Below are 23,003 nucleotides of genomic sequence, written 5' to 3'. Positions count from 1 at the left end.
GGCTACGCCCGCACCCAGTGCTCGAGCGCCGTCTCGAGCTGCTCACGACGCAACGGCTTGGTCAGGAAGTCGTCCATGCCGGCCTCCAGGCAGGTCTCGCGCTCGGACGGGGCGGCGGTGGCCGTCAGCGCCAGGATCGGCACCCGCGACCGGCCGCCCTCCAGCTCGCGCAGCGCCCGGGCCGCGGCGTACCCGTCCATCCGCGGCATGTGGACGTCCATCAGCACGGCCGCGAACGCATCCGGCCCCGCGGCCCGGACGGCGTCGAGGGCGGCGACCCCGTCGACCGCCTCGACCGGCTCGTAGCCCATCGCGGCCAGGAAGCCGCCGGCGACCAGGCGGTTGACCTCGTTGTCGTCCACGACGAGCACCCGGTGGCCGGCCCCGAGCTCCGGCCCGGGCCCGGCCGCGGACGTCGTCGCGTCCTCGCCGGGGACCAGGGGCACGGTGAACCAGAACAGCGCTCCCCCCTGCGGGCCGTCCTCCACGCCGATCGCCCCGCCCATGGCCTCGACGATCTGCCGGGCGATCGCCAGCCCCAGGCCGGTGCCGCCGTACTTCCGCGTCGTGGACGCGTCCGCCTGCGAGTAGGGCTCGAAGATGTGCTCCCGCTCGCACGGCGGCACTCCCGGCCCGGTGTCGTTCACCTCGACGCGGAGGACGGCCTGGCGGGTGGCGTGGTCGTAGGCGAGCGCCCGGACGGAGACCTCGCCGCGCGAGGTGAACTTCAGGGCGTTGGAGCTGAGGTTGTAGATCACCTGCCCGAGACGGGTGGGGTCCCCGCGGAGCAGGTCCGGCACGTCCGGGTGGCAGGAGACGACGAACTGGACGCCCTTCTCCCGGGCCTGGATGCCGAGCACCACCGCGATCTCGTCGAGCAGCTGGCGCAGGTCGAAGTCGATGCTCTCGAGCACCAGGCGTCCGGCATCGATCTTGGACAGGTCCAGGACGTCGTTGATCAGGCGCAGCAGGGTCCGCCCGGAGGTCTCGGCGCCCTTGACCAGCTGCTCCTGGTAGGTGTCCAGGCTGGTGCGCAGGAGCAGCTCGTTGAGCCCGACCAGCCCGTTGAGCGGCGTCCGGATCTCGTGGCTCATCGTGGCCAGGAAGGCGGACTTCTCCTGCGCGGCGACGACGGCGGCGTCCCGCGACTCGGCCAGCTCCGCGGCCGCCCCCGCGAGCTTGGCCCGGGAGCGCACCGAACGGACGAAGTAGAGGGCGAACGCCACGAACAGGCACCCGACCAGGACCGCCGACCCCTGGGACTCCTGGGACGCCGACCGGTCCGCGTCCGCACGGAGCCGCCGCGCGGCCTGCTCGAGGACCGAGTCCGCCCGGTACATCTGCCGCGCCGAGACGGTCCCGGCGTTGCCGACGTCGTCCCCGGCCGACACGGCGGCCAGGATCTGGTCGAGGGCCGCGACAGACCTGTCGAAGTGCAGGAGGAACTCCTCGCGCTCGGGGAGCCCCGACGAGCCGGCGATGTCCTCGAGCTCGCTGCGCACGCCCTGCACGCCACCGAGGAGCTCCTCGGCGACCAGGTCCGGGTCGTCGGTCTCCTCCGGCGACGCTCCCCACGGGACGTCGAGCAACCGAATGATGTCCATCCGCACGACCACGAGTCTGTTCGCGGCGTCGTCGGCGGCACGCGCGTCGTCGCGCAACGCCGCCAGGCCCGCGTACGTCGCGGCCACGACGGCCAGCGCCGCCACCAGTCCGGCCGCGACGCGTACCCGCGTGGACACCATGCTCCCCACCCCTCACCGCGCGCACGCGTCGTACGCGTCGCGAGGCCCCAGTCCCAGGCCGTCAGGCCTTCCCCAACCTCACGATCGGCCGGACGACCGGCGGACTTGAGACCAAAAGCACACGAGTTGCGCCTAGCTGAGGTCGGAGCCGGTCCGCTCCAGCAGCGCGACGCACTCGACGTGGTGCGTCATGGGGAACAGGTCGAGCGCCCGCAGCGCCCGCAGGTGGTAGCCGAACTTCTGGAAGGTCGCCACGTCGCGGGCCAGCGCGGCGGGGTCGCAGGCGACGTAGGCGATCGCCCGCGGCGACCGCTCGGCGACCTGCTCGACCACGAGTGCCCGGGCGCCCTCACGCGGCGGGTCGAGCACGACCAGGTCGACGTCCGCGAACGCGGCCGGCAGCGGCGAGGCGAGCACCCGGTCGACGGCGCCGCACTCGACGACCACGCCGGGCAGCCCGGCCAGGTTGGTCTGGGCGTGCTTCGACGCGGTCCGGTCGCCCTCGACCGAGAGCACCCGCCCCGACGGCCCGACGGCGTCGGCGAGGAACCGCGCGAACAGCCCGACCCCCGAGTAGAGGTCGAGCACCACGTCTCCCGGGCGGGGCGCGAGCATCTCCATGACGGTCTCGACGAGCACGCGCGGCGCGCCGGGGTGGACCTGCCAGAAGCCGTCCGCCTCCACCGAGAACAGGTGCTCGCCGTACGGCGGCGCCTCGACCCGCTCCCCGACCACGGTGGACAGCCCCGCGGCGTGCCGGTCGAGCGTCGTACCCGCCCGCGAGACCGCCCGGGCGTCCGTGTGGGTGATCAGGCAGTCGTCGACCGGGACGACCTCGTTGGACCGGTACTTCTTGAGCCCGCGCCGGCCGCGCGGGCCGGTCGCCCACTGGATCCGGGTCCGCCACCGGAGCCCCTCGACGTCACCGGGCACCGGCTCGACCTCGGCGTGCACGTCGGTGTCGGCCAACCGGTCGAGCTGCTCGCGGACCACCGCCGCCTTCAGCTCGCGCTGCCGGGGCAGCGCGACGTGCTGGAAGTCACAGCCGCCGCACTTCCCGGGGCCGGCGTACGGGCACGGCGGCTCCACCCGGTCGGCGGAGGGCTGCAGCACCTCGACCGCGTCACCGCGCCAGAACCGGTCGCCGTCGGTGCCCTCGGTGATCTCGACGATCACGCGCTCCCCGGGGATCGCGTGCCGCACGAACACCACCCGCGGCCGGTCCGACGGCCCGTCGGCGGTGCCCTCCAGCCGGACGATGCAGTGTCCGCCGTGCGCGACCGGGCCGACCACGGCCTCGAACCGCTCGCCCACCCGGGATCCGCCACGGGCCTTGCGCTGGCGCGGTCGGCGGCTCGCCTTCGGGTGCGTCACTTCTGGATCTGCCGGTCCGTGTCCGGCCGCTCGCGGACGTTCCCGAGCCGGTAGTCGGTCGGGCGGGTCCAGACCCCCAGGCGCTCCTCGCGCTCGCGCACCAGCTCGGAGGACCGCAGCTGGTACGGGACCGACGTGACCATCACGCCGGGCGCGAACAGCAGCCGGCCCTTGAGCCGCAGCGCGGTCTGGTTGTGCAGCAGCTGCTCCCACCACTTGCCGACGACGTACTCCGGGATGTAGACCGCGACCACGCCGCGCGGATTCGCCTTCTTGATCTCCATCGCGTAGTCGACGATCGGCCGCACCAGCTCGCGGTAGGGCGAGTGCAGCACCTTCAGCGGTACGCCGAGGTTGCGCTCGTCCCACTCCTCCATCAGCCGCGCGGTGGCGTCGGGGTCGATGGAGACGTAGACGCCCTCGAGCACGTTGGGCCGGGTGGCCTTCGCGAACGCCAGGGCCCGCAGCGTGGGCTTGTGCAGCTTGCCGACCAGCACGATCGCGTGCACCCGGGTCGGGAGCACCTTGTCCTCCTCGTCCGCGGCGAGCTCGGCATCGACGTTGTCGTAGTGACGCCGGATCGCCCGCATGATCACGAAGAAGACCGCCATCGCCAGGATGGTGATCCACGCGCCCGCGAGGAACTTGGTGATGAGGACGACGACGAGCACCACCGCGGTGAAGCTCAGGCCGACGGCGTTGATGGCCCGGGAGCGGACCATGCGCCGGCGTACCGCTGGGTCGGTCTCGGTCTTCAGGTGCCGCGTCCAGTGCCGGATCATGCCGAGCTGGCTGAGGTTGAACGACACGAAGACGCCGACGATGTAGAGCTGGATCAGCCGGGTCGGCTCCGCGTCGAAGACGTAGATCAGGATGATCGCCATGACCGCCAGGAACACGATGCCGTTGCTGTACGCGAGCCGGTCGCCGCGCGACCCGAGCGCCCGCGGCGCGTAGCCGTCCTTGGCGAGGATCGAGCCGAGCACTGGGAAGCCGTTGAACGCGGTGTTGGCGGCCAGCACCAGGATGATCCCGGTGACGGTGATGACCACGTAGAACGCCGGCCGGAAGTCGTGGAAGATCGCGTCCGCCAGCTGCGCGATCAGCGGGTGCTGGTCGAAGCCGGCGGGGAGCGGCTGGCCGTTGATCGTCAGCCGGTCGATGTCCCCGGGGTCCACGATCTGCACGCCCATCTGCTTGGCGAGCACGATGATGCTCAGCATCATCGTGATCGCGATCATGCCGAGCAGCAGCAGCGTGGTCGCGGCGTTCTTGCTCTTCGGCCGCCGGAACGCCGGCACGCCGTTCGAGATCGCCTCGACACCCGTGAGCGCGGCACAGCCGGACGAGAACGCGCGCGCCAGCAGGAAGACCAGCGCGGCGGTCGTCATCGCGTCGCCGTACCCGGGCGCCGGGATCAGGTCGTACTGGGCGCTCTCGGCCAGCGGCAGGTCGCCGAGGACGTACTCGCCCAGGCCGAAGGCGCACATGCCGAGCACCGCGACCATGAAGGCGTAGGTGGGGATCGCGAAGAACGTCCCGGACTCGCGGATGCCGCGCAGGTTCATCGCCGCGAGCAGGATCACGAAGGCGATCGCGACCGTCGCCTCGTGGCCGCTGATCGCGGGGATCGCGCCGGCGGCGTACTGGGCTCCCGAGGAGATCGACACCGCGACGGTCAGCACGTAGTCGACGAGCAGGGCGCTGGCCACCGTGGTGCCGGCCTTGGCGCCCAGGTTGACCGTCGCGACCTCGTAGTCGCCGCCCCCGCTCGGGTAGGCGTGCACGGTCTGGCGGTACGACGCCACGACCGCGGCCATCACCAGGGCGACCGCGATGCCGATCTTCCAGGACCAGACGAACGCCGAGGCGCCCGCGAGCGACAGCATGATGAAGATCTCGTCGGGGGCGTAGGCCACCGACGACAGCGCGTCGCTGGCGAAGACGGGCAGCGCGATCCGCTTGGGGAGCAACGTCTCCCCCAGCTGGGAGCTGCGGAGCTTGCGCCCCAGCAGGATCCGCTTCGAAACATCGCCGATGCCCACGACCGGCAAGGCTAGCGCCACCGCGCCAGCGGGGGCGGTGCTGGTGGTCGAGCGAGCCGCGCGACCGAGGGACGAGGTCGCGACCGGCGTGTCGAGACCGGCTGAGTCGGGACGCTGTAGCGTTCGGACCGTGCACGTCGTGATCATGGGCTGCGGGCGCGTCGGCTCGACGCTGGCGCGCAGCCTCGAGGACCGCAACCACACCGTGTCCGTCATCGATGCCGATCCGGACGCCTTCCGGCGGCTCGGCCCCGGGTTCAACGGCGACAAGGTCACCGGCCAGGGCTTCGACCAGGAGGTCCTCGAGAAGGCCGGCGTCCGGCGTGCCGACGCGTTCGCCGCCGTCTCCAGCGGCGACAACTCGAACATCATCGCCGCGCGCGTCGCCCGGGAGACGTTCGGCATCCAGCAGGTCGTGGCCCGCATCTACGACCCGGGCCGCGCCGAGGTCTACCAGCGGCTCGGCATCACGACGGTCGCGACCGTGAAGTGGACCGCCGACCAGGTCCTCCGCCGCCTGCTGCCGGCAGGCACCGAGCCGGACTTCCGCGACCCGTCGGGCACCATCCGCGTGGACCACCTGCCGGCGCCGGAGGCGTGGATCGGGCACCGGACCATCGACTTCCAGATCCAGTCGCAGACCCGCATCGCCTGGATCGACCGGCTCGGCGAGGGCATGCTGCCCACCCGCGAGAGCGTGATCCAGGAGGGCGACACCCTCCACGTGGCGATGCGCGAGGAGAGCGCCGCCCAGGCGTACAGGGTCATCGAAGCCGGCCCGGACGAGAGCTAGGAGACCGAAGATGCGTGTCGCCATCGCCGGTGCCGGAGCCGTGGGCCGCTCGATCGCCCGCGAGCTGATCCAGAACGGCCACGACGTGCTCCTCATCGACAAGAGCCCCGACTCGATCAAGCCCGAGCGGGTGCCCGACGCGGAGTGGCTGCTCGCCGACTCCTGCGAGCTCTCCTCGCTCGAGGAGGCCCGCCTCGACCGGTGCGACGTGGTCATCGCCGCCACCGGCGACGACAAGGTCAACCTGGTCACCTCGCTGCTGGCCAAGACCGAGTTCGGTGTGCCCCGCACGGTCGGCCGGGTCAACCACCCCAACAACGAGTGGCTCTTCACCGAGGCGTGGGGCGTGGACGTGAACGTCTCGACCCCGCGGATCATGTCGGCGCTGGTCGAGGAGGCGGTGACGGTCGGCGACCTGGTCCGGCTGTTCACGTTCCGCCAGGGCAACGCGAACCTGGTCGAGATGACGCTGCCGGCCGACTCGCCGTACGTCGGGAAGCCGACCGGCCTGATCCCGTTCCCCGAGAACTGCGCGCTGGTGACGATCCTGCGCGACGGCCAGGTCTACGTCCCGGACCCCGAGCAGCCCGTCGAGGCCGGTGACGAGCTGCTGTTCGTGGTGCCCAGCGACGTGGAGGAGGACCTCGAGCGGATGCTCGCGCCCTCCTCACACGGTGGGTGAGACGGGCGTTCTGTTGCGGCTGAGCACCCACGCCATCGCGGCGAGGGCGCCGAGCTGGAGCGGCCAGCCCATGACGATCTTGAGCACGCCGAGCAGCGCGACCGCGCGGTCGGGCTCCATGGTGCCGGCGTGGCCGGCGAACCAGATCGGCGCCTGCACGACCACCCGGAGCAGGCACGGCACCGCGAGCAGCCAGGTGAGGATGCTGCAGAGCCGGACGACCTGGCGGTCCCGGTGCCAGGCGGTCGGGTCGCCGGTGACGCTGCCGACCATGAAGCCGACCAGCGGCCACCCGACCAGGCAGGTCAGCGAGAGCACCACGGTGTACCCGGCGTTGTAGAGGATGCCCGGCAGGAAGTACGCCAGCGCCTGGTCGTCGGCGCTCCCGCCCTGGCGGGCCGAGATCGTGACGAAGACCCAGCCGATCCCGATGCCGAACAGCGCGTTCATGCAGAACTGCACCGTCGAGCGCTGCACCAGCCGCACGACCAGGAGCGTCACGGCGATCGCGATGCTCGCGGCCAGCGCGTAGCGCAGCTCCTTGGTGGTCAGCCAGAGCACCGTGAAGACGATCGTCGGGACCGCGGCCTCGACCATGCCGCGCCGCCCGCCGAGGGCGCGCGAGATCTGCGCCCGGACGACGGCCTCGACGGTGTCGACGGTGGCCGGGGCGGGTGCGTCGCTCACGGCATCAGCTCGTAGCGCGGGTTGTACATGATCCGCTGGCCGTCGTGCCGGCCGATCCGGCCCTGGACCTCGACCGAGCGGCCCGGGTTGACCCCGGAGATCCGCCGGCGGCCGAGCCAGATCACGGTCAGCGTGCCGGTGCCGTCGTACAGCTCCGCCTCGAGGGCGGGGACGCCGCCTCGCGGGCGCAGGGTGACGGTCCGCAGCGTGCCCCGCAGCGTGACCCGCTCCCGGTCGGGAGCCTCGCCGATCAGGTCGTGCTCCGCGTCGGCGCCGTACTCCTTGCGCAGGTCGCGCGCGTGCTGGTCGTCCGTGCTCGCCCACCGGCTGATGCTCCGCCGCAGCCGGCTCTTCTCCGCCATGGCCCGAAGCCTAGGCGTTGGGGTGCTCGATGAGCGTGCCGTCGCGCGGCAGGGTCAGCGGCAGCTCGCCGCCGGACGGCATCGGCTGCGAGCCGCGGCGGACGACGACCTGGGCGATGGCGTCCTCCCAGGCCTGGGCGCTCTCGGGCTCGACCGCCGGCCGGCCGAGCAGCGTGGCCCGCAGCATCCAGCGCGGGCCGTTGACGCCGATGATCCGCGACGGCTGGGTCCCGGTGCTGCCGTCGGGGTTGCGCACCGTCAGCCGGCCCACGACCTCGGTGCCGAACCGGCCCTCGCGCTCGTCGGCGGTGCCGCCGCGCTGGGCGAAGTCGGCCGCCAGCCGGGGCCGGATCTCGCTCCACAGGTCGCCGTTGCGGGGGGCGGCGAACGCGCGCAGCTCGAGCGCGCCCTCGGCGCCGGCCAGCAGCACGGCCTGCACGGCCTCGGTCGCCTCGTCGACCTGGAGGCGGATCTCGCTGCCCTCGGCCGGAGCGATCAGCATCGAGCCGAGGTCCATCCGCGCGACGTCGTCGTCCGGGAGGTCGTCGATGTCGTAGGGCCCGGTGGTCGGCCCGGGCTCCGGGGTGACCTCGTCCCCGGGACCGGCGTCGGGCTCGGTCTCGGCGGACTTGCGGCGGAACTTCACGACTACTACTCCTCGGTCGGGGCCTCGGTCGGGGCGGAGGGGGCTCCGAAGCCCCCGGTAGAACCGTAGCCCCCGTCCCCACGGACCGAGACGGGCAGTTCCCCGACCTCGGTGAAGCGGGCCCGCTCCACGCGCTGGATCACCAGCTGCGCGACGCGGTCGCCGCGGCGCAGCTCGATCGGCTCGCGCGGGTCGTGGTTGATCAGCATCACCTTGATCTCGCCGCGGTAGCCGGCGTCCACGGTGCCGGGCGTGTTCACGATCGACAGCCCGTGCCGGGCGGCCAGCCCGGAGCGCGGGTGGACGAGCGCGACGAACCCGTCGGGCAGCGCGATCGCGATGCCGGTCGGCACCAGGCCCCGCTCCCCCGGCGCCAGCGTGATGTCCACGGCGGTGAGCAGGTCGGCCCCCGCGTCGCCGGGGTGCGCGTACGCCGGGAGCGGGAGGTCCGGGTCGAGACGGGTCACCAGGACCTCGAGCTGACCCGAGGGGGCGGCGAGGGGGTGGACGTCGGACACGACGCGGGACCCTACCGGCCCGGACCCGGAGCACCAATGGAAGGATTCCGGCCGTGACTCTCACGCCTGCCTACGCCGAGCGCCTCGGCGTCCCGCTGCGGTGGTGGGTGCAGGGCACGATGCTGGTCGCGACGCTCTGGCTGGCGGTCGTGGTCGCGCTCCCGGCACCCGCCGCGTGGATCGTCACGCTGGTGGCGCTGGGGCTGATGGCCTTCCTGCTCGTCGCGATCGGCTCGGCGCGGATCGTGGTCTCCGACGGAGAGTTCCGGGCCGGCCGGGCGCACATCGGCGCCGAGCACCTCGGGACCGCGACCGCCCTGGACGCCGAGGAGACCCGCCGGACGGCGGGGGTGGACGCCGACGCCCGGGCGTACCTGCTCCTCCGGCCCTACCTCAAGCGCGCGGTCAAGGTGGAGATCACCGACCCGGCCGACCCGGCGCCGTACTGGCTGGTGGCGACCCGCCACCCCGAGGAGCTCGCCCGGGCGCTGACGGCCCTGAGTCGCACCTGAGGCGGCTGGGTACTGTGCCGCCATGGCACAGGACTCCTCGAAGGTCTGGACGGTCTTCTCGCTGGTCTCCGCCCTGGGGGCGGCGGCCGTGGCGAAGAAGGGCCTGGACAAGGCATGGCAGCTCGCGACCGGCAAGCAGCCGCCGGAGAACCCGGCGGACCCCGACGTCGAGATCTGGGAGGCGGTCAGCTGGGCCGTCGCCAGCGGCATCGCCGTGGGGCTGGCCCGGATGATCGCCCAGCGCAAGGCGGCGTCCTACTACGCCCGCTCCACCGGCCACCTGCCGCCGGACCTGCGCAAGGACGGCCAGCGCGCCTGACCCCCGGCCCCTGACATGACAGGAGGCCGCAACCCGGCGGGTTGCGGCCTCCTGCCGTCGGCTCTCAGGCCGCGCAGTCGCGGCAGATCATCTTCTTCGAGTCCGCCAGCTGGCTCCGGTGGTGCACCAGGAAGCAGCTCATGCAGGTGAACTCGTCCTCCTGCTTGGGCTTCACCTCGACGGCGAGCTCCTCGTGCGAGAGGTCCGCGCCGGGCAGCTCGAACGACTCCGCGGCCTCGGCCTCGTCCTCGTCGACCTTGCCGGAGTTCTTGTCGTGACGACGCGCCTTGAGCTCTTCGATGCTCTCCTCGGACTGCTCGTCCTCGTTCTTGCGCGGTGCGTCGTAGTCAGTCGCCATCCGTCACTCCACTCCCGTTCCCTGCTTCTGCGCCGTCGTCGGCGCCAGATTGTGCACCATGCGGTAGGTCCTTCGCACACCCGATCCGCATGGCGGAGCATGAACATCGGATGACGGAGTGCTATTCCCCCGGTTCGGTGAAGAAACCGGCCGACCTCAGGGAGGTCAGCAGATCGTCGAAGCCGTGTGTCGGAGCACACACGATCATCGGCGTACCCCCGACCCCGGGGTGGGCCTCGAACCGCGCGCCGGCCAACCGGGCGATCAGGCCGCCCGCCGCGTGGTCCCAGAGGTTCACGCCCTCCTCGAAGTACCCGTCCACGCTGCCTTCAGCCACGTGGCAGAGGTCGAGTGCGCAGGAGCCGAGGCGGCGCACGTCGCGCACGCGGGTGATCAGCCGCGCCAGCGCGGTCGCCTGCTGCTGCCGGATCGTCGCGTCGTAGTTGAACCCGGTGGCCACCAGGCGCTGCTCCATCGCGGCCGGTGTGCGGACCTGGAGGGGCTCCCCGTCCCGGGTGGCGGCGGCCGGCCCGTGCTCGTCGGCGAGGTGCCCGACGTACTCGGCGCCGCTCGCGACGTCGATGACCACGCCGGCCACGGCCTCCCCGGCGCGCTCGGCCGCGATCGACACGGCGTACTGCGGCAGGCCGTAGAGGAAGTTCACGGTGCCGTCGATCGGGTCCACGACCCAACGCACGCCGGAGCGGGAGGGTACGTCGTCGCCCTCCTCCCCCAGCACGCCGTCGTCGGGGCGCGCGGTCAGCAGCCGGTCGCGGATCAGCTCCTCGCTGGCGCGGTCGGCCTCGGTGACGATGTCGACCTCGCTGGACTTGGTGGCGGCGACGGTCACGTCGCCGCGGCGCCGGTCGCGGACCAGCGCGGCGGCCGCGCGGGCGACGTCCAGGGCGAGGCCGGCGAGCTCCCGGTTCGTGGCGTCGGTCATGCGCCGGCCAGCGCCGGGCGGTCGCCGCGCGGGTTGGGGCAGCAGCCGGGGGCGCACCGGTCCCAGCAGGCCGGGAGGCCGCCGACGGTCGCCCGCACGACCTCCTCGCCGCGCTCGACGGCCGCACGCTCCAGCAGCAGGTCGCGGACCGCGGCGACGAAGCGCGGGTCGACGCCGGCGGTGGCGGCGCGGGTGGCGGGCAGGCCGAGCTTCTCGGCGGTCGCCAGCGCCTCGGTGTCGAGGTCGTACACGACCTCCATGTGGTCGGAGACGAACCCGATCGGCACCATCACCACGCCCGCGGCGCCGTCGGCCTGCAGCCGCTCGAGGTGGTCGTTGATGTCGGGCTCCAGCCACGGGACGTGCGGGGCGCCCGACCGGGAGCAGTACACGAGCGCGTGCGGGTGCCGCCGGCCGGTCTCCTGGCGGATCCGCTCGACGACCTCGGCGGCGACCGACAGGTGCTGCTCGACGTACGCGTCGCCGTCCGGCCCGCTCCCCTCCGCCATCGACTCCGGGATCGAGTGCGTGACGAACGCCAGGTGCGCGCCCTCGCGCACGTCCTCGGGCAGGTCGGCGAGCGCGGTCAGCGCCGCGTCGACGACCGGTTCCACGAAGCCGGGGTGGTTGAAGTAGAGGCGCAGCTTGTCCAGCTGCGGCGCGTTCTCGACGCTCGCAACGGCGTCGAACAGGTTCTCCCGGTACTGCCGGCACGAGGAGTACGACGAGTAGGCGCTGGTGACGAAGCAGGCGGCGCGGGTCACGCCGTCCGCCGCCATCTGCCGGACCGTGTCGGTCAGGTACGGGTCCCAGTTGCGGTTGCCCCAGTAGACGGGGAGGTCGACGCCGGCCCCGGCGAGGTCCTCGCGGAGCGCCGTGAGGAAGGCCCGGTTCTGGTCGTTGATCGGCGAGCGGCCCCCGAAGAGGAAGTAGTGCTCGCCGACCTCCTCCAGCCGCTCCCGCGGGATGCCCCGGCCGCGCGTGACGTTCTCGAGGAACGGCACGACGTCCTCGGGCCTCTCCGGGCCGCCGAACGACACCAGCAGGACGGCGTCGTACGGCGTGGTGTCGGGGGTCATGACCCTCATCGTAGGGAGGGGCCGTTAACGATTGGGTCGGGGTCGGCGCGGGCCAATACGCTCGGCGCGATGTTCACGTCGTACCGCCGGATCCTGGGCTACCCCGGCACGCTCCGGTTCTCGATGGCGGGACTGCTCGCCCGGCTGCCGATCTCGATGGTCGGGCTCGGCATCGTGCTGCTGGTCTCCGCGGCGACCGGGCGGTACGGCGTCGCGGGCGCGGTCTCGGCGGCGTACATGTTCGCGAACGCCGGCCTGGCGATCCTGCAGGGCCGGCTGTTGGACCGGTTCGGGCAGGGCCGGGTGCTCACGGCCGCCAGCCTCGGCTTCGCCGTCGCGGTCATCCTGCTGGTGGTCGCGGTGCAGGCGGACTGGCCGATCGGCACGACCTACGTGTTCGCGGCGCTGGCCGGCGGCTGCCTGCCCCAGGTGGGCTCCGCGGTCCGCGCCCGCTGGTCGCACGTCCTCGACCAGCCGGGCCAGGTGCAGACGGCGTACGCGCTGGAGGCCGTGCTGGACGAGGCCGTCTTCATCCTCGGCCCGATCGTCGTGACCGTGCTCGCGACCGTGTGGCACCCCGTGGCCGGCATCGTGGTCGCGGTCGTCGCGTGCGTGAGCGGGACCCTGTGGTTCACCAGCCAGCGGGCCACCGAGCCGCCGGCCCACGCGCGGAGCGGTGCGACCGGGCCGCGCGGCGACATGCCGTGGCCGACGGTGATCCCGCTGGCGGTCGTGTGCGCGGCGCTCGGGGTGCTGTTCGGCGCCGCCGAGGTGACCACGGTCGCGTTCGCCGACGAGCGGGCGCACAAGGCGGTGTCCGGCGCGCTGCTGGCACTGTGGGCGCTCGGCAGCCTGGCGTCCGGGGTGATCACCGGCGCGGTCCACTGGCGGCGCGGCCCGTCGGTGCGGGTGCGGTGGGGCGCGCTCGCGATGGCGTGCGCGATGAGCCCGCTCGCCTTCGTGGGGACGCTGCCGCTGATGGGCCTGACCCTGTTCGTCGCCGGCTTCGCGATCGCGCCGACGATGATCGCGGCGATGTCGCTGACCGAGGAGGTCGTGCCGGCCGGGCGGCTCACCGAGGGCATGGCGATCATGCAGACCGGCCTGGTCGCCGGCGTCGCGCCCGGCGCCACGCTCAGCGGACTCGTGGTCGACCACCAGGGCGCGTCGGCGGCGTACCTCGTGTCGGTCGCGGCGGGCATCGTCGCGGCGCTGGCCGGCCTGGCGATCCCGCGCCAGCGGGCGCCGTACCGCCACTAGGCTCCCGCCCGTGACCGAGTGGCGGAACTGGTCGGGCCTCGAGTCGGCCCGGCCGCGGCGCGTGGAGGAGCCGGCCGACACGGCCGCGATCGTGGCCGCGGTCGAGCGGGCCCGCTCGGAGCGGTCCACCGTGAAGATGGTCGGCACCGGCCACTCCTTCACCGCGATCTCGGCGCCCGAGGACACGATGCTCCGGCCCACGCACCTCGGCGGCGTCCTCGCCGTCGACCGCGACGCGATGACGGTGACGGCGCTGGCCGGCACCCGGCTCAGCGAGCTGAACGCCCGGCTCGAGGGCCTCGGGCTGAGCCTGCACAACATGGGCGACATCGCCGAGCAGACACTGGCCGGCGCCACCTCGACCGGCACCCACGGCACCGGCGGCGTCGCCGCGTCGCTGTCGGCGCAGGTCTGCGGCCTCGAGCTCGTGACCGGCACCGGCGAGGTGGTGCGGGCCACGGAGACCGAGAACTCGGAGCTGCTCGAGCTGGGCCGGGTCGGGCTGGGCGCGCTCGGGGTGCTCACGACGCTGACGTTCCGCGTCGAGCCGCTGTTCGCCCTCGAGGCGAACGAGACGCCGATGTCCTGGGACGAGGCGCTGGACGGGTTCGACGAGCGGGTCGCCGCCCACCACCACGTGGACACCTACTGGTTCCCGCACACCGACCGGCTGATGGTGAAGACCAACGACCGGCTCGACGACCTCGACGTGGAGCCGCTGTCCCGCCTGCGTGAGTGGTGGGACGACGAGTTCCTGTCGAACTCGCTGTTCGGGGCGCTCAACCACCTGACGAACGCCGTCCCGTCGATCATCCCGTCGTTCAACCAGCTCTCCAGCCGGCTGCTGTCGGCGCGGACCTACAGCGACGTCGCGCACCGGGTCTTCACCTCGCCGCGCACGGTCGTCTTCCGGGAGATGGAGTACGCCGTCCCGCGCGAGGCGGGCCTCACCGCGCTCCGCGAGGCCCGCGCGGCCCTCGACCGCTCGGGCCTGCGGGTCACCTTCCCCGTCGAGATCCGGGTGACGCCCGCCGACGACATCCCGCTGTCGACCTCGACCGGCCGCGACTCGCTCTACCTGGCGTTCCACACCCACCGCGACGCCGATCACCGGGAGTACTTCGCGCTCGTCGAGCCGATCCTGCGCGCCCACGACGGCCGCCCGCACTGGGGCAAGGTCCACACCCGCACCGCGGCCGACCTCGCCCCGGCGTACCCGCGCTTCGAGGAGTTCCTCGCCCTGCGCGACCGACTCGACCCGGACCGCGTCTTCGCGAACCCCTACCTGCGCCGGGTCCTGGGCGACTGAGGAGGATGCCGAGTCGGCGCCAATGCAGGTCCAGAGGGCCTCGAGTCGGCGCGAATGCAGGTGGCGGGCCTGCAGTAGCGCCGACTCGGCCCCTCGCGCGCCTGCAGTAGCGCCGAGTCGGCGACTACACCGACGCCGGGCCGGTGGGCACCGGCGCCTGCCAGTGCCGCCAGATCGCGACCAGCCGCCAGGCCGTGCACAGCCCGCCGCCGGCGAGGGCCACGACCAGCGTGGGCAGGTCGGCGTGCGCGCCGGCGACGGCGAGCGCCGCGCCGGCGAGCGCCGGGGTCGCGTACAGCTCGCCGCGGAACACCAGGGGCACCCGGCCCGCCAGCAGGTCGCGGAGCATGCCGCCGCCGATGCCGGTGACCATGCCCATCAGCGCGGCGGGCACCACCCCGAGGCCGTAGTCGAGCGCCTTGAGCGCGCCGGTGACGCAGAAGAGCCCGAGGCCGAAGGCGTCGAGCACGTTCACCGACCGTTCCACCCGGCCCAGCACCGGGTGGTAGAAGAACGCGAGCACCCCCGCGGCGACCGGGACGACGAGGTAGCGCCAGTCGGCGAGCGCGGCCGGCGGCGTCGCGCCGATGAGCACGTCGCGCAGGAAGCCGCCGCCCAGGCCGGTCGTACCCGCCAGGACGAGGACGCCGAACACGTCGAGGCCCTTGCGGACCGCGACGAGGGCGCCGGTGATCGCGAACACGAAGATGCCCACCAGGTCGAAGACGACGAGGATCGCGGAGGGCTCGGAGGTCGACACGGGTGGAGAGTACGTGTCCCCGAGAGCGTCCGAGAGTGTCCGGTGCCACGCGGCGGCGCTCCCGGCCACACGCCGTCGGCTGGCGTAGGCTCGGCGCACCGAGGACGTACCCCGCACGATGGGACAGGAGCACGACCCACCATGGCGCACCTGACGCTCGCCGGAGTGAGCGAGGACGGGAAGCGCCTGCGCCTGGTCGACGAGGACGGGAACGAGCACACCGTCGAGCTCGACGAGCGTCTCCGGTCCGCCGTCCGCGGTGAGCCCCGCCGATTGGAGAAACCGATGGACAATGCCAGTGCCCTCCGGCCCCGAGACATCCAGGCTCGGATCCGATCGGGCGAGACTCCCGAGGCGGTGGCACAGGCGGCGCAGACGTCGGTGGACAAGATCATGGCCTTCGCCGCGCCGGTGCTCGCCGAGCGCCAGCACGTCGCCGAGCGTGCCCAGCGGTCGTCGGTACGCCGGGGCGAGGGTGCGGCCCCGCACGGCGCCCGCACCCTCGGCGACGCCGTGGCGACGCACCTGCGCTCGCTGAACGTCGACCCCGAGACCGTCGAGTGGGACGCCTGGCGCCGCGAGGACGGCCGCTGGTCGCTGACGGGCAGCTACTCCTCCTCCGAGCGCAGCGGCACGGCGGAGCTCACCTTCGACGCCCCCGGCAACTACGTCACCCTCGACAACGAGGACGCCCGCTGGCTGGTCGGCGAGTCGGTCGCGGCCGCTCCCGAGCCGCGCGACGACCTGCGCAGCGTCCGTCAGCGCCGGCTCTCCGCGGTGCAAGAGGAGGAGCTGCCGCTGGGCGACGAGCTGGGTGCCGACGCGATCGACCTGGTCTCGGAGCAGCCCGTGGAGGCGTTCCTGACCGACGAGCCGCCGACCGACCCGGAGGTCGCGGCGCACGAGGCCGAGGTCCGCGCGGACGCCGCGGAGGCGGCGGCCGAGGACGACCTGCACGGAGACTCCGCGGAGGACGAGCACGAGCACGAGGCCCCGTCCCGCCGACCGGTGAAGAAGACCCGCGGCCGCGCGTCGGTGCCGAGCTGGGACGAGATCATGTTCGGCGGCGGCGGCAAGGAGTAGCCCGCAGGGCGTGACCCACAGGTTTACCAGCGGGTAGCGTCCCCCCATGTCGTACTTCGTCACGGGCGCGACCGGCTTCATCGGCCGGCACCTGGTCCGCGAGCTGCTCGACCACCGCGAGGGCGAGATCTTCGTGCTCGTGCGCGAGTCCTCGCTGCCGCGCATGGAGGCTCTGATCGCCCGCTGGGGCACCGACCGGGTCATCCCCGTCGTCGGGGACCTCTCCGCCGACGCGCTCGGCGTCGAGCCGGACTGGGTCGACGCGCACCGCGCCGGGACCGGGGAGGGCATCGACCACTTCTTCCACCTCGCGGCGATCTACGACATGACCGCCGACGACGAGACCAACGAGCGTCTGAACGTCGGCGGCACCCGCCACGCCCTGGAGCTCGCGGACGCGCTGCAGGTCGGCTGCTTCCACCAGGTCTCCTCGGTGGCCGCGGCCGGTGAGTACCGGGGCCGCTTCGACGAGTCGATGTTCGACGAGGGTCAGCACCTGCCCTCGCCGTACCACCGGACCAAGTTCGAGTCCGAGAAGATCGTGCGCACCGAGGCGACCGTGCCGTGGCGGGTCTACCGCCCGGCGATCGTGGTCGGGGCGTCCGAGACCGGCGAGATGGACAAGGTCGACGGGCCCTACTACTTCTTCGGCGTGATCAAGGCGCTGCGCGACCGGCTGCCCGCCTGGCTGCCGCTCGCGGGCGTGGACCTCGGCGACACGAACGTCGTGCCCGTCGACTACGTGAGCGCGGCGCTGGACCACATCGCGCACCTGCCCGACCGGGACGGCGAGGCGTTCCACCTGGTCAACCCCGAGCCCCAGCCGGTCCACGAGATGATCAACGCGTTCTGCGCGGCGGCCGGCGCGCCCCGGTTCATGACCCCGATCGACCGCCGGCGGACCCGCTTCGTCCCCCGGCCCCTGACCCCGGCGGGTGCACTCAACCTGCTCACCAAGCAGCCGCTGGTGCAGTCGGTCCTCGACGTCGCGACCAGCCGGGTCGGGATCCCGGCCGAGGTGCTCGCGCACACGTCGTTCCAGTCGACCTTCGACGCCCGCCGCACCGAGCAGGCGCTCGCCGGCTCGGGGATCGGCGTCCCGGACCTCGACTCCTACGCGCGCAACCTGTGGACCTACTGGGAGGAGCACCTCGACGACTCCACCGGCCGCGACCCGCGGGTCCGGGAGAAGCTCACCGGCAAGTACGTCGTCGTCACCGGCGCCTCGTCCGGCATCGGCAAGGTGACCGCCCTCAAGGTCGCCCAGGCGGGCGGTACGCCGGTGCTCGTCGCCCGCGGCAAGGAGAAGCTCGACGAGCTGCGAGCCGTGATCGAGGAGCGGGGCGGACAGGCCGTCGTCCAGCCGTGCGACCTGTCCGACCTCGAGGCGATCGACGCGCTCTGCGAGACGCTGACCGCCGAGCTGCCGTCGGTCGACTTCGTGGTCAACAACGCCGGGCGGTCGATCCGCCGGTCGCTGCGGCTCTCGCAGGACCGGTTCCACGACTTCGAGCGCACCATGCAGCTCAACTACTTCGGCGCGATCCGGCTGGTGATGGGCCTGGTGCCCGCGATGCGCCAGCAGAAGCGCGGGCACATCGTGAACATCTCGTCGATCGGCGTGCAGACGAACCCGCCGCGGTTCTCGGCGTACGTCGCCTCCAAGGCCGCCCTCGACTCCTGGAGCAACGTGGTGTCCTCGGAGCTGGTCGGCGACGGCATCACGTTCACGAACGTCCACATGCCGCTGGTGCGGACGCCGATGATCGCCCCGACCAAGCTCTACGACAAGTTCCCCACGATCTCACCGGCGCAGGCCGCGGACCTGGTCATCGAGGCGATGGTCGAGCGGCCGCACGAGATCAACACGCTGCTCGGCAACGCCGGCGCGGTCGCACACACGCTGACGCCCAAGCTGGCGTTCCGGGTCCTCAACATGGCCTACCACGTCTTCCCGGACTCGGCGGCCGCGAAGGGTCAGGTCCCGGAGGGCGGCACCCGCGAGTCGGAGCAGATCATGCTCGCGAAGCTGTTCAAGGGCGTTCACTGGTAGTCCGGCTCACCGGCCGGTCCGGGTCGGCGATCCACCCCGACCAGCTGCCCGGGTAGAGCGCGGCCGGGATCCCGGCCACCTCCAGCGCGATGATGTCGTGCACCGCGGTGACGCCGGACCCGCAGTAGACGGCCACGCGCTCGTCGCCCGCGACCCCGGCGGCGGCGTACAGCGCCCGGAGCTCCTCGGCGGACCGGAACCGCCCGTCCGCGCGCAGGTTGGTCGTGGTCGGCACGTTGACCGCGCCAGGAATGTGCCCGGCCACCGGGTCGATCGGCTCCACGTCCCCGCGGTACCGCTCGGGCGCCCGCGCGTCGACGAGCACGGGTACGCCGAGCACGTCGTCCGCCTCGACCACCGGCAGCTGCCCGGGCCGCGCGGTGAAGTCGCCGCGCCCCGGCAGCGTCGTCCCGGTGTGCACCGCTCCCCCGGCCTCGACCCAGGCCGGCCAGGCGCCGTCGAGCACCCGCACGTCCGGGTGGCCGTGGTAGCGCAGCAGCCACCAGGCCCGGCCGGCGGCCAGCCCAGACCAGTCGTCGTACACGACCACCGGCCGGTCGCCGCGCACCCCGGCCCGGCGCATGGCGGTCTCGAAGACGTCGGCCGGCGGCAGCGGGTGCCGCCCGCCCGCCCCCGGCGGCGCGGCGAGCTCGGTGTCCAGGTCGACGTACACCGCGCCCGGGACGTGCCCCTTCTCGTACTCCTGGCGGCCGCCCGGACCACCCATCCGGTACCGGACGTCGAGGACGGTCACGCCACCCAGGCTCTGGTGCAGCTCGGCGGCGGAGATCAGCGGAGAGGGCATGAGAGGATTCTGCCCCGTGGCTGAACTGTCCTTCTTCACCGGCACCATGGACTCCGGCAAGAGCACGCTGGCGCTCCAGACGAACCACAACCACGCGGCGCGCGGGCTGGTGGGCCGGCTGTTCACCACCCACGACCGGGCCGGCGAGGCCAGGCTCTCCAGTCGCCTGGGGCTCACCCACGAGGCCATCGAGGTGTCGCCGGAGTTCGACTTCTGGCGGTACGTCGTGGACTCGCTCACGAGAGGCGCGCGGATCGACTACCTGGTCTGCGACGAGGCGCAGTTCTACAGCCGCGACCAGGTCGACCAGCTCGCGAAGATCGTCGACGAGCTGCAGATCGACGTGTTCGCGTTCGGGATCCTGACCGACTTCCGCACCCAGCTGTTCGAGGGCAGCGCCCGGCTGGTCGAGCTCGCCGACCGGATGAACGTGCTCCAGGTCGAGGCGCTGTGCTGGTGCGGCAAGCGCGCCACCCACAACGCGCGCACCGAGAACGGCGTGATGGTGGTCGAGGGCGAGGTGATCGTGGTCGGGGACGTGGACGAGATCGACCAGCCGCCGGCGGACGTCGCCTACGAGGTGCTCTGCCGCCAGCACCACCGCCGCCGGCTCACCGCCGCCCGCGCCAAGGCGGTGTCGCTCGCACCGGAGCCTCTTCCCTTCGGGTAGCCGGCAGCCCTAGTGTCCGGCGCGTGCTGTCTTCTCGGATCACCACGGCTCTCGCCGCCTGCGCCGCAGCTCTCACGACCGTCCTGACGGTCCCCGCCCCCGCCGCCCACGCCGACGGCCCCGGGGCCGGCTCCCCCTGGGTCGTCACGCTCGGCGACTCCTACATCTCCGGTGAGGCCGGCCGCTGGGCGGGCAGCAGCAACGCCTCGTCCAGCCGCGCGGACGCGCTCGGCCCGACGGCGTACTACGACAACGCCTCGGGCACCGGCGAGCAGATCGAGCGGTGCCACCGCAGCAGGTCCGCCGAGGCGTACGTCGGCGGCGGGCTCAGCGGGCTGAACCTGGCCTGCTCCGGCGCGACCACGGCGACCAGCAACGGGTCGTACTTCAAGCCCGGCCTCGACTTCTACGACGACGGCGCGGGCCACCGCGGCCAGGCCGCGATGCTGCGCTCCTTCGCCGGCACCCACAACGTCCGGATGGTCGTGGTCAGCATCGGCGGCAACGACTTCAACTTCGCCGACATCGTGCAGTCGTGCGTGGTCGACTTCCTGTACTCCCCGACCTGGGCCAAGGACTACTGCCGCGACGACAGCTCGGTGACCTCGAACTTCACGTCCGCGAACGTCGCCGCCGTACGCGCCCGGATCGCCGGCGCCTTCCGCAACGTCCAGACCGCGATGCGCAACGCCGGCTACTCCGACGCGCAGTGGACGCTGCTCGTGCAGACCTACCCGAGCCCGATCCCGCGTGGCTCCGGGTTCCGGTACGCCGAGAGCGGCTACACCCGGCAGAGCACCGGCGGCTGCGGGTTCTGGAACGGCGACGCCGACTGGGCCAACGACACCGCGCTGCCGACGATCAACGGCGCGGTGCGCGGCGCCCTCACCGACTCGGGCGTGACCAACTCCCGCGTGCTGGACCTGTCCGCGGCGTTCAACGGCCGCCGGCTGTGCGAGAACACCGTCGGCCTGTACGAGGAGAAGGGTCTCGCGGACTGGCGCTCGCCGGGCGCGGTCGACCAGACCGAGTGGATCAACCAGATCCGGACCGTGTCGACCTGCTGCTCGAACAGCCCGTACTACATCCAGGAGTCGCTGCACCCGAACTACTGGGCCCAGCTCGCCACCCGCTCCTGCGTCCGGCAGGCCTGGAACAACGGGACGCCGCGCGGTGGCTCGTGCCGGATCTCCGGCACCGGGCTGGTGAACGGCGAGCCCGTGATGACGCTGAGCTGAGGGGGTGAGCGGGTGCGGTCCCGGATCCTGGCGGCCGGTGTCGGTGCGCTCGCCCTCACGCTCGCGGCAGCCCGGCGCACGCCGAGGGCTGGCGGCACCGGGACGCCCGCCACGACGCCGTCGCGGTCCACCAGGACGGCTCCACCGTGGACCCGAGCAACACGAGCGCCGACATCACCCGGCTCGTCGTCCGGCACACGTCGCACGCCGTGCTGGTGGAGCTGTACCTGCGCGACCTCCAGCCCGTCGGCTACGCCGACGGCGTGGTGCGACTGCAGACCCCGCACCGGACGTACCAGGCGCTGGCCTACTACGCGCCGGACGACCCCGGCTCCGTCGAGCTCTCGCACGGGCAGGTCCACGTCAGCTGCGCCCGGATGTCGGCGCACTTCCGCCCCCGGCGGGACAAGGTGCGGGTCCGGCTGCCGCGCACCTGCCTCCACGATCCCCGGTGGGTCCGGGTCGGCGCGTCGTACACCCGGTTCGACGGCCCGGACGACCCCGCTCCCCAAGGGACGTTCCACGACGACGCCCTCGCCGTCGGCGAGGACGCTCCACCGACGACGTGGAGCCCGCGGGTGCGCCCCGCACCGCCGAAGCCGGAGCCGCCCTTGACGCTCAGCGCCGCCTACGGCTGGGCGGACCGGCGCGCGGTCGGCCTGCGCATGACCGACGGCCTGGCCCGCGTCGAGGTCGCGGCGCGGCGCGGCGTCGTGATCGAGCGGGTGCGCGCGCCCTTCGACAGCGGCGTCCGGGTGCTCGGGACCCGGATGGCCCGGCCCGACCGGGAGATCGGTGGCGTCCTCGTGCACGGGTGGCCGACCGGCGAGCTGGACTGGAGCCGCACCCTGCCCGCGCGCGGCGCCCACCTCGGGCCGACGGACGACGGGCAGGACTGGCTGCTGCTCATCGGCTACGAGGTGACCCGGCCCGGACGACACCTCCGGCCGTCGATCCGCATCGACTACCGCGTCGGGGACCGGCACCTGACCGTGGTGTCGCAGACGCCCGGCCTGATCTGCGCCGGGCGGGTGACCCGCCACCGGCCCTGCGAGCCGACCGATGGGGAGCTGGGCGAGCTCGGCCGGGCCGACGTGCGGGGATGAGCATCGCTGGTTTTCAGGGTCGTGTGCCTGAGCCCGCGCTATAGCGCGTTCTCAGGCACACGACCCGAACAACCGCGAACCGCAAGCCGGGCGCCGACCGCAACCACCCACCCACCGCCCCCGTTCGCTGCCACGCCGGTCGCAACCCCCAGCAACCCGCAGGCCGCCGGCAGTCCCCCGGCATCCGGGGCCTCGACGACCTCGACCAACGGAGCAACCACCCGCTCTACGATCGGGCCCATGGACTTCGACCGGTACACCGTCGTCCTCCTGGTGACGCCGGAGCACCCACCCGAGCTGAGCGAGGAGGAGGCCGACCGGCTCCAGGACGCCCACCTGGCGCACCTCGCCCACCTGCACGACGAGGGTGTGCTGCTCGCCGCGGGGCCGGTGGGCGATCTCGCGGAGGGGCGGCGGCACTACCGCGGGCTGTCGATCCTGCGCTGCGAGCCCGACGAGGCGCTCCGTCTCAAGGGCGAGGACCCGGCCGTGCAGGCTGGCGTGTTCGAGCTGGTCGCGCTGCCGTGGATGCTCCCGGCCGGCGCGATCGCGGCCGGCGAGGCGACATTCCCCCGGTCGACCGACGACGTCTAGATGTGATGCCCAGGCACGTTGTGCGATCGGATACGGCGAGCCGTAGATAGGTGAAGGCCTCC

At 72.9% G+C, this 23,003-nt stretch carries 24 protein-coding genes; 12 read left to right on the top strand and 12 right to left on the bottom strand.

Annotation, left to right across the window (positions count from 1 at the left end):
- Positions 1-2: 2 nt before the first annotated feature.
- From ABD086_RS18620 to ABD086_RS18610, 3 genes are all read right to left on the bottom strand, one after another.
- A complete protein-coding gene (locus ABD086_RS18620; RefSeq protein WP_343909112.1) occupies positions 3-1,745 on the bottom strand; it encodes an ATP-binding protein in 1,743 nt (580 codons plus the stop codon).
- 132 nt (positions 1,746-1,877) lie between these two features.
- Positions 1,878-3,059: a class I SAM-dependent RNA methyltransferase gene (locus ABD086_RS18615; RefSeq protein WP_343909111.1), complete on the bottom strand. Its 1,182-nt coding sequence runs from the start codon at positions 3,057-3,059 to the stop codon at positions 1,878-1,880.
- Between the two features lie 56 nt (positions 3,060-3,115).
- Positions 3,116-5,164 (bottom strand): APC family permease, encoded by a 2,049-nt coding sequence (locus ABD086_RS18610; protein WP_343909110.1) that lies wholly within the window; start codon positions 5,162-5,164, stop codon positions 3,116-3,118.
- 130 nt (positions 5,165-5,294) lie between these two features.
- Between ABD086_RS18610 and ABD086_RS18605 the strand changes: the two genes are divergently transcribed.
- Together ABD086_RS18605 and ABD086_RS18600 are read left to right on the top strand one after the other, a co-directional pair.
- Positions 5,295-5,957, top strand: a complete 663-nt coding sequence (locus ABD086_RS18605) for a potassium channel family protein (protein ID WP_343909109.1) — start codon at positions 5,295-5,297, stop codon at positions 5,955-5,957.
- Positions 5,958-5,967: 10 nt separating this feature from the next.
- Entirely contained in the window at positions 5,968-6,639 is a 672-nt protein-coding gene (locus tag ABD086_RS18600) for a potassium channel family protein (protein ID WP_343909108.1), read from the top strand.
- Here ABD086_RS18600 and ABD086_RS18595 read toward each other — a convergent pair.
- From ABD086_RS18595 to dut, 4 genes are read right to left on the bottom strand one after another with little or no spacing between them, the layout of a single operon-like run.
- A complete protein-coding gene (locus tag ABD086_RS18595; RefSeq protein ID WP_343909107.1) occupies positions 6,625-7,326 on the bottom strand; it encodes a DUF3159 domain-containing protein in 702 nt (233 codons plus the stop codon). The genes ABD086_RS18600 and ABD086_RS18595 overlap by 15 nt on opposite strands.
- Positions 7,323-7,688, bottom strand: a complete 366-nt coding sequence (locus ABD086_RS18590) for an OB-fold nucleic acid binding domain-containing protein (RefSeq protein WP_343909106.1) — start codon at positions 7,686-7,688, stop codon at positions 7,323-7,325. Before ABD086_RS18590 ends, ABD086_RS18595 begins: the two co-directional genes overlap by 4 nt.
- A gap of 10 nt (positions 7,689-7,698) precedes the next feature.
- Complete coding sequence (locus ABD086_RS18585) at positions 7,699-8,334, bottom strand: DUF3710 domain-containing protein (protein WP_343909105.1); 636 nt, start codon at positions 8,332-8,334, stop codon at positions 7,699-7,701.
- 5 nt (positions 8,335-8,339) lie between these two features.
- Positions 8,340-8,852 (bottom strand): dUTP diphosphatase, encoded by a 513-nt coding sequence (gene dut, locus ABD086_RS18580; RefSeq protein ID WP_343909104.1) that lies wholly within the window; start codon positions 8,850-8,852, stop codon positions 8,340-8,342.
- A gap of 53 nt (positions 8,853-8,905) precedes the next feature.
- Here dut and ABD086_RS18575 point away from each other — a divergent pair, with 53 nt between their 5' ends.
- On the top strand, positions 8,906-9,364 hold the full coding sequence (locus ABD086_RS18575; RefSeq protein WP_343909103.1) for a DUF3093 domain-containing protein: 459 nt from the start codon (positions 8,906-8,908) through the stop codon (positions 9,362-9,364).
- A gap of 22 nt (positions 9,365-9,386) precedes the next feature.
- Positions 9,387-9,683, top strand: coding sequence for a DUF4235 domain-containing protein (locus tag ABD086_RS18570; protein WP_343909102.1), 297 nt, complete (start codon positions 9,387-9,389; stop codon positions 9,681-9,683).
- 64 nt (positions 9,684-9,747) lie between these two features.
- On the opposite strand, the gene ABD086_RS18565 is transcribed toward ABD086_RS18570, so the two are convergent.
- The 3 genes from ABD086_RS18565 to ABD086_RS18555 form a co-directional block, all read right to left on the bottom strand.
- Positions 9,748-10,041: a DUF4193 domain-containing protein gene (locus ABD086_RS18565; protein ID WP_343909101.1), complete on the bottom strand. Its 294-nt coding sequence runs from the start codon at positions 10,039-10,041 to the stop codon at positions 9,748-9,750.
- 121 nt (positions 10,042-10,162) lie between these two features.
- The gene (locus tag ABD086_RS18560; RefSeq protein ID WP_343909100.1) at positions 10,163-10,984 is read right to left on the bottom strand and encodes an inositol monophosphatase family protein; all 822 of its coding nucleotides are present in this window, start codon (positions 10,982-10,984) and stop codon (positions 10,163-10,165) included.
- The gene (locus tag ABD086_RS18555; protein ID WP_343909099.1) at positions 10,981-12,063 is read right to left on the bottom strand and encodes a ferrochelatase; all 1,083 of its coding nucleotides are present in this window, start codon (positions 12,061-12,063) and stop codon (positions 10,981-10,983) included. Before ABD086_RS18555 ends, ABD086_RS18560 begins: the two co-directional genes overlap by 4 nt.
- 69 nt (positions 12,064-12,132) lie before the next feature.
- Here ABD086_RS18555 and ABD086_RS18550 point away from each other — a divergent pair, with 69 nt between their 5' ends.
- Both ABD086_RS18550 and ABD086_RS18545 read left to right on the top strand, forming a co-directional pair.
- Positions 12,133-13,323 carry an MFS transporter gene (locus ABD086_RS18550; RefSeq protein WP_343909098.1) on the top strand — a complete coding sequence of 397 codons (1,191 nt, stop codon included), beginning with the start codon at positions 12,133-12,135 and terminating at the stop codon, positions 13,321-13,323.
- Positions 13,324-13,333: 10 nt separating this feature from the next.
- Entirely contained in the window at positions 13,334-14,632 is a 1,299-nt protein-coding gene (locus tag ABD086_RS18545) for a D-arabinono-1,4-lactone oxidase (protein WP_343909097.1), read from the top strand.
- A 124-nt stretch (positions 14,633-14,756) separates the two neighbouring features.
- Here ABD086_RS18545 and ABD086_RS18540 read toward each other — a convergent pair whose 3' ends face one another.
- On the bottom strand, positions 14,757-15,392 hold the full coding sequence (locus tag ABD086_RS18540) for a trimeric intracellular cation channel family protein (protein ID WP_343909096.1): 636 nt from the start codon (positions 15,390-15,392) through the stop codon (positions 14,757-14,759).
- Positions 15,393-15,533: 141 nt separating this feature from the next.
- Between ABD086_RS18540 and sepH the strand changes: the two genes are divergently transcribed.
- Together sepH and ABD086_RS18530 are read left to right on the top strand one after the other, a co-directional pair.
- Entirely contained in the window at positions 15,534-16,475 is a 942-nt protein-coding gene (gene sepH / locus ABD086_RS18535; protein ID WP_343909095.1) for a septation protein SepH, read from the top strand.
- Between the two features lie 46 nt (positions 16,476-16,521).
- Complete coding sequence (locus ABD086_RS18530) at positions 16,522-18,528, top strand: SDR family oxidoreductase (RefSeq protein WP_343909094.1); 2,007 nt, start codon at positions 16,522-16,524, stop codon at positions 18,526-18,528.
- Here ABD086_RS18530 and ABD086_RS18525 read toward each other — a convergent pair.
- Positions 18,509-19,333 (bottom strand): sulfurtransferase, encoded by an 825-nt coding sequence (locus ABD086_RS18525; RefSeq protein ID WP_343909093.1) that lies wholly within the window; start codon positions 19,331-19,333, stop codon positions 18,509-18,511. The genes ABD086_RS18530 and ABD086_RS18525 overlap by 20 nt on opposite strands.
- A gap of 16 nt (positions 19,334-19,349) precedes the next feature.
- Between ABD086_RS18525 and ABD086_RS18520 the strand changes: the two genes are divergently transcribed.
- From ABD086_RS18520 to ABD086_RS18505, 4 genes are all read left to right on the top strand, one after another.
- The gene (locus tag ABD086_RS18520; protein ID WP_343909092.1) at positions 19,350-20,003 is read left to right on the top strand and encodes a thymidine kinase; all 654 of its coding nucleotides are present in this window, start codon (positions 19,350-19,352) and stop codon (positions 20,001-20,003) included.
- A gap of 23 nt (positions 20,004-20,026) precedes the next feature.
- Positions 20,027-21,241: an SGNH/GDSL hydrolase family protein gene (locus ABD086_RS18515; protein ID WP_343909091.1), complete on the top strand. Its 1,215-nt coding sequence runs from the start codon at positions 20,027-20,029 to the stop codon at positions 21,239-21,241.
- A gap of 146 nt (positions 21,242-21,387) precedes the next feature.
- A complete protein-coding gene (locus ABD086_RS18510; RefSeq protein ID WP_343909090.1) occupies positions 21,388-22,347 on the top strand; it encodes a hypothetical protein in 960 nt (319 codons plus the stop codon).
- 240 nt (positions 22,348-22,587) lie between these two features.
- On the top strand, positions 22,588-22,941 hold the full coding sequence (locus tag ABD086_RS18505) for a YciI family protein (protein WP_343909089.1): 354 nt from the start codon (positions 22,588-22,590) through the stop codon (positions 22,939-22,941).
- Positions 22,942-23,003 lie beyond the last annotated feature (62 nt).

This window comes from Nocardioides aquiterrae (assembly GCF_039526625.1).
Classification (GTDB): Bacteria; Actinomycetota; Actinomycetes; order Propionibacteriales; family Nocardioidaceae; genus Nocardioides; species Nocardioides aquiterrae.
This window is presented reverse-complemented; position numbering and strand designations above follow the sequence as displayed.

Coding starts and splice junctions, on each gene's coding strand:
- ABD086_RS18550 (WP_343909098.1), top strand. CDS start 12,133: ATGTTCACGTCGTACCGCCGGATCCTGGGCTACCCCGGCACGCTCCGG.
- ABD086_RS18555 (WP_343909099.1), bottom strand. CDS start 12,063: ATGACCCCCGACACCACGCCGTACGACGCCGTCCTGCTGGTGTCGTTC.
- ABD086_RS18525 (WP_343909093.1), bottom strand. CDS start 19,333: ATGCCCTCTCCGCTGATCTCCGCCGCCGAGCTGCACCAGAGCCTGGGT.
- ABD086_RS18570 (WP_343909102.1), top strand. CDS start 9,387: ATGGCACAGGACTCCTCGAAGGTCTGGACGGTCTTCTCGCTGGTCTCC.
- sepH (WP_343909095.1), top strand. CDS start 15,534: ATGGCGCACCTGACGCTCGCCGGAGTGAGCGAGGACGGGAAGCGCCTG.
- ABD086_RS18620 (WP_343909112.1), bottom strand. CDS start 1,745: ATGGTGTCCACGCGGGTACGCGTCGCGGCCGGACTGGTGGCGGCGCTG.
- ABD086_RS18530 (WP_343909094.1), top strand. CDS start 16,522: ATGTCGTACTTCGTCACGGGCGCGACCGGCTTCATCGGCCGGCACCTG.
- ABD086_RS18565 (WP_343909101.1), bottom strand. CDS start 10,041: ATGGCGACTGACTACGACGCACCGCGCAAGAACGAGGACGAGCAGTCC.
- ABD086_RS18505 (WP_343909089.1), top strand. CDS start 22,588: ATGGACTTCGACCGGTACACCGTCGTCCTCCTGGTGACGCCGGAGCAC.
- ABD086_RS18590 (WP_343909106.1), bottom strand. CDS start 7,688: ATGGCGGAGAAGAGCCGGCTGCGGCGGAGCATCAGCCGGTGGGCGAGC.
- ABD086_RS18560 (WP_343909100.1), bottom strand. CDS start 10,984: ATGACCGACGCCACGAACCGGGAGCTCGCCGGCCTCGCCCTGGACGTC.
- ABD086_RS18600 (WP_343909108.1), top strand. CDS start 5,968: ATGCGTGTCGCCATCGCCGGTGCCGGAGCCGTGGGCCGCTCGATCGCC.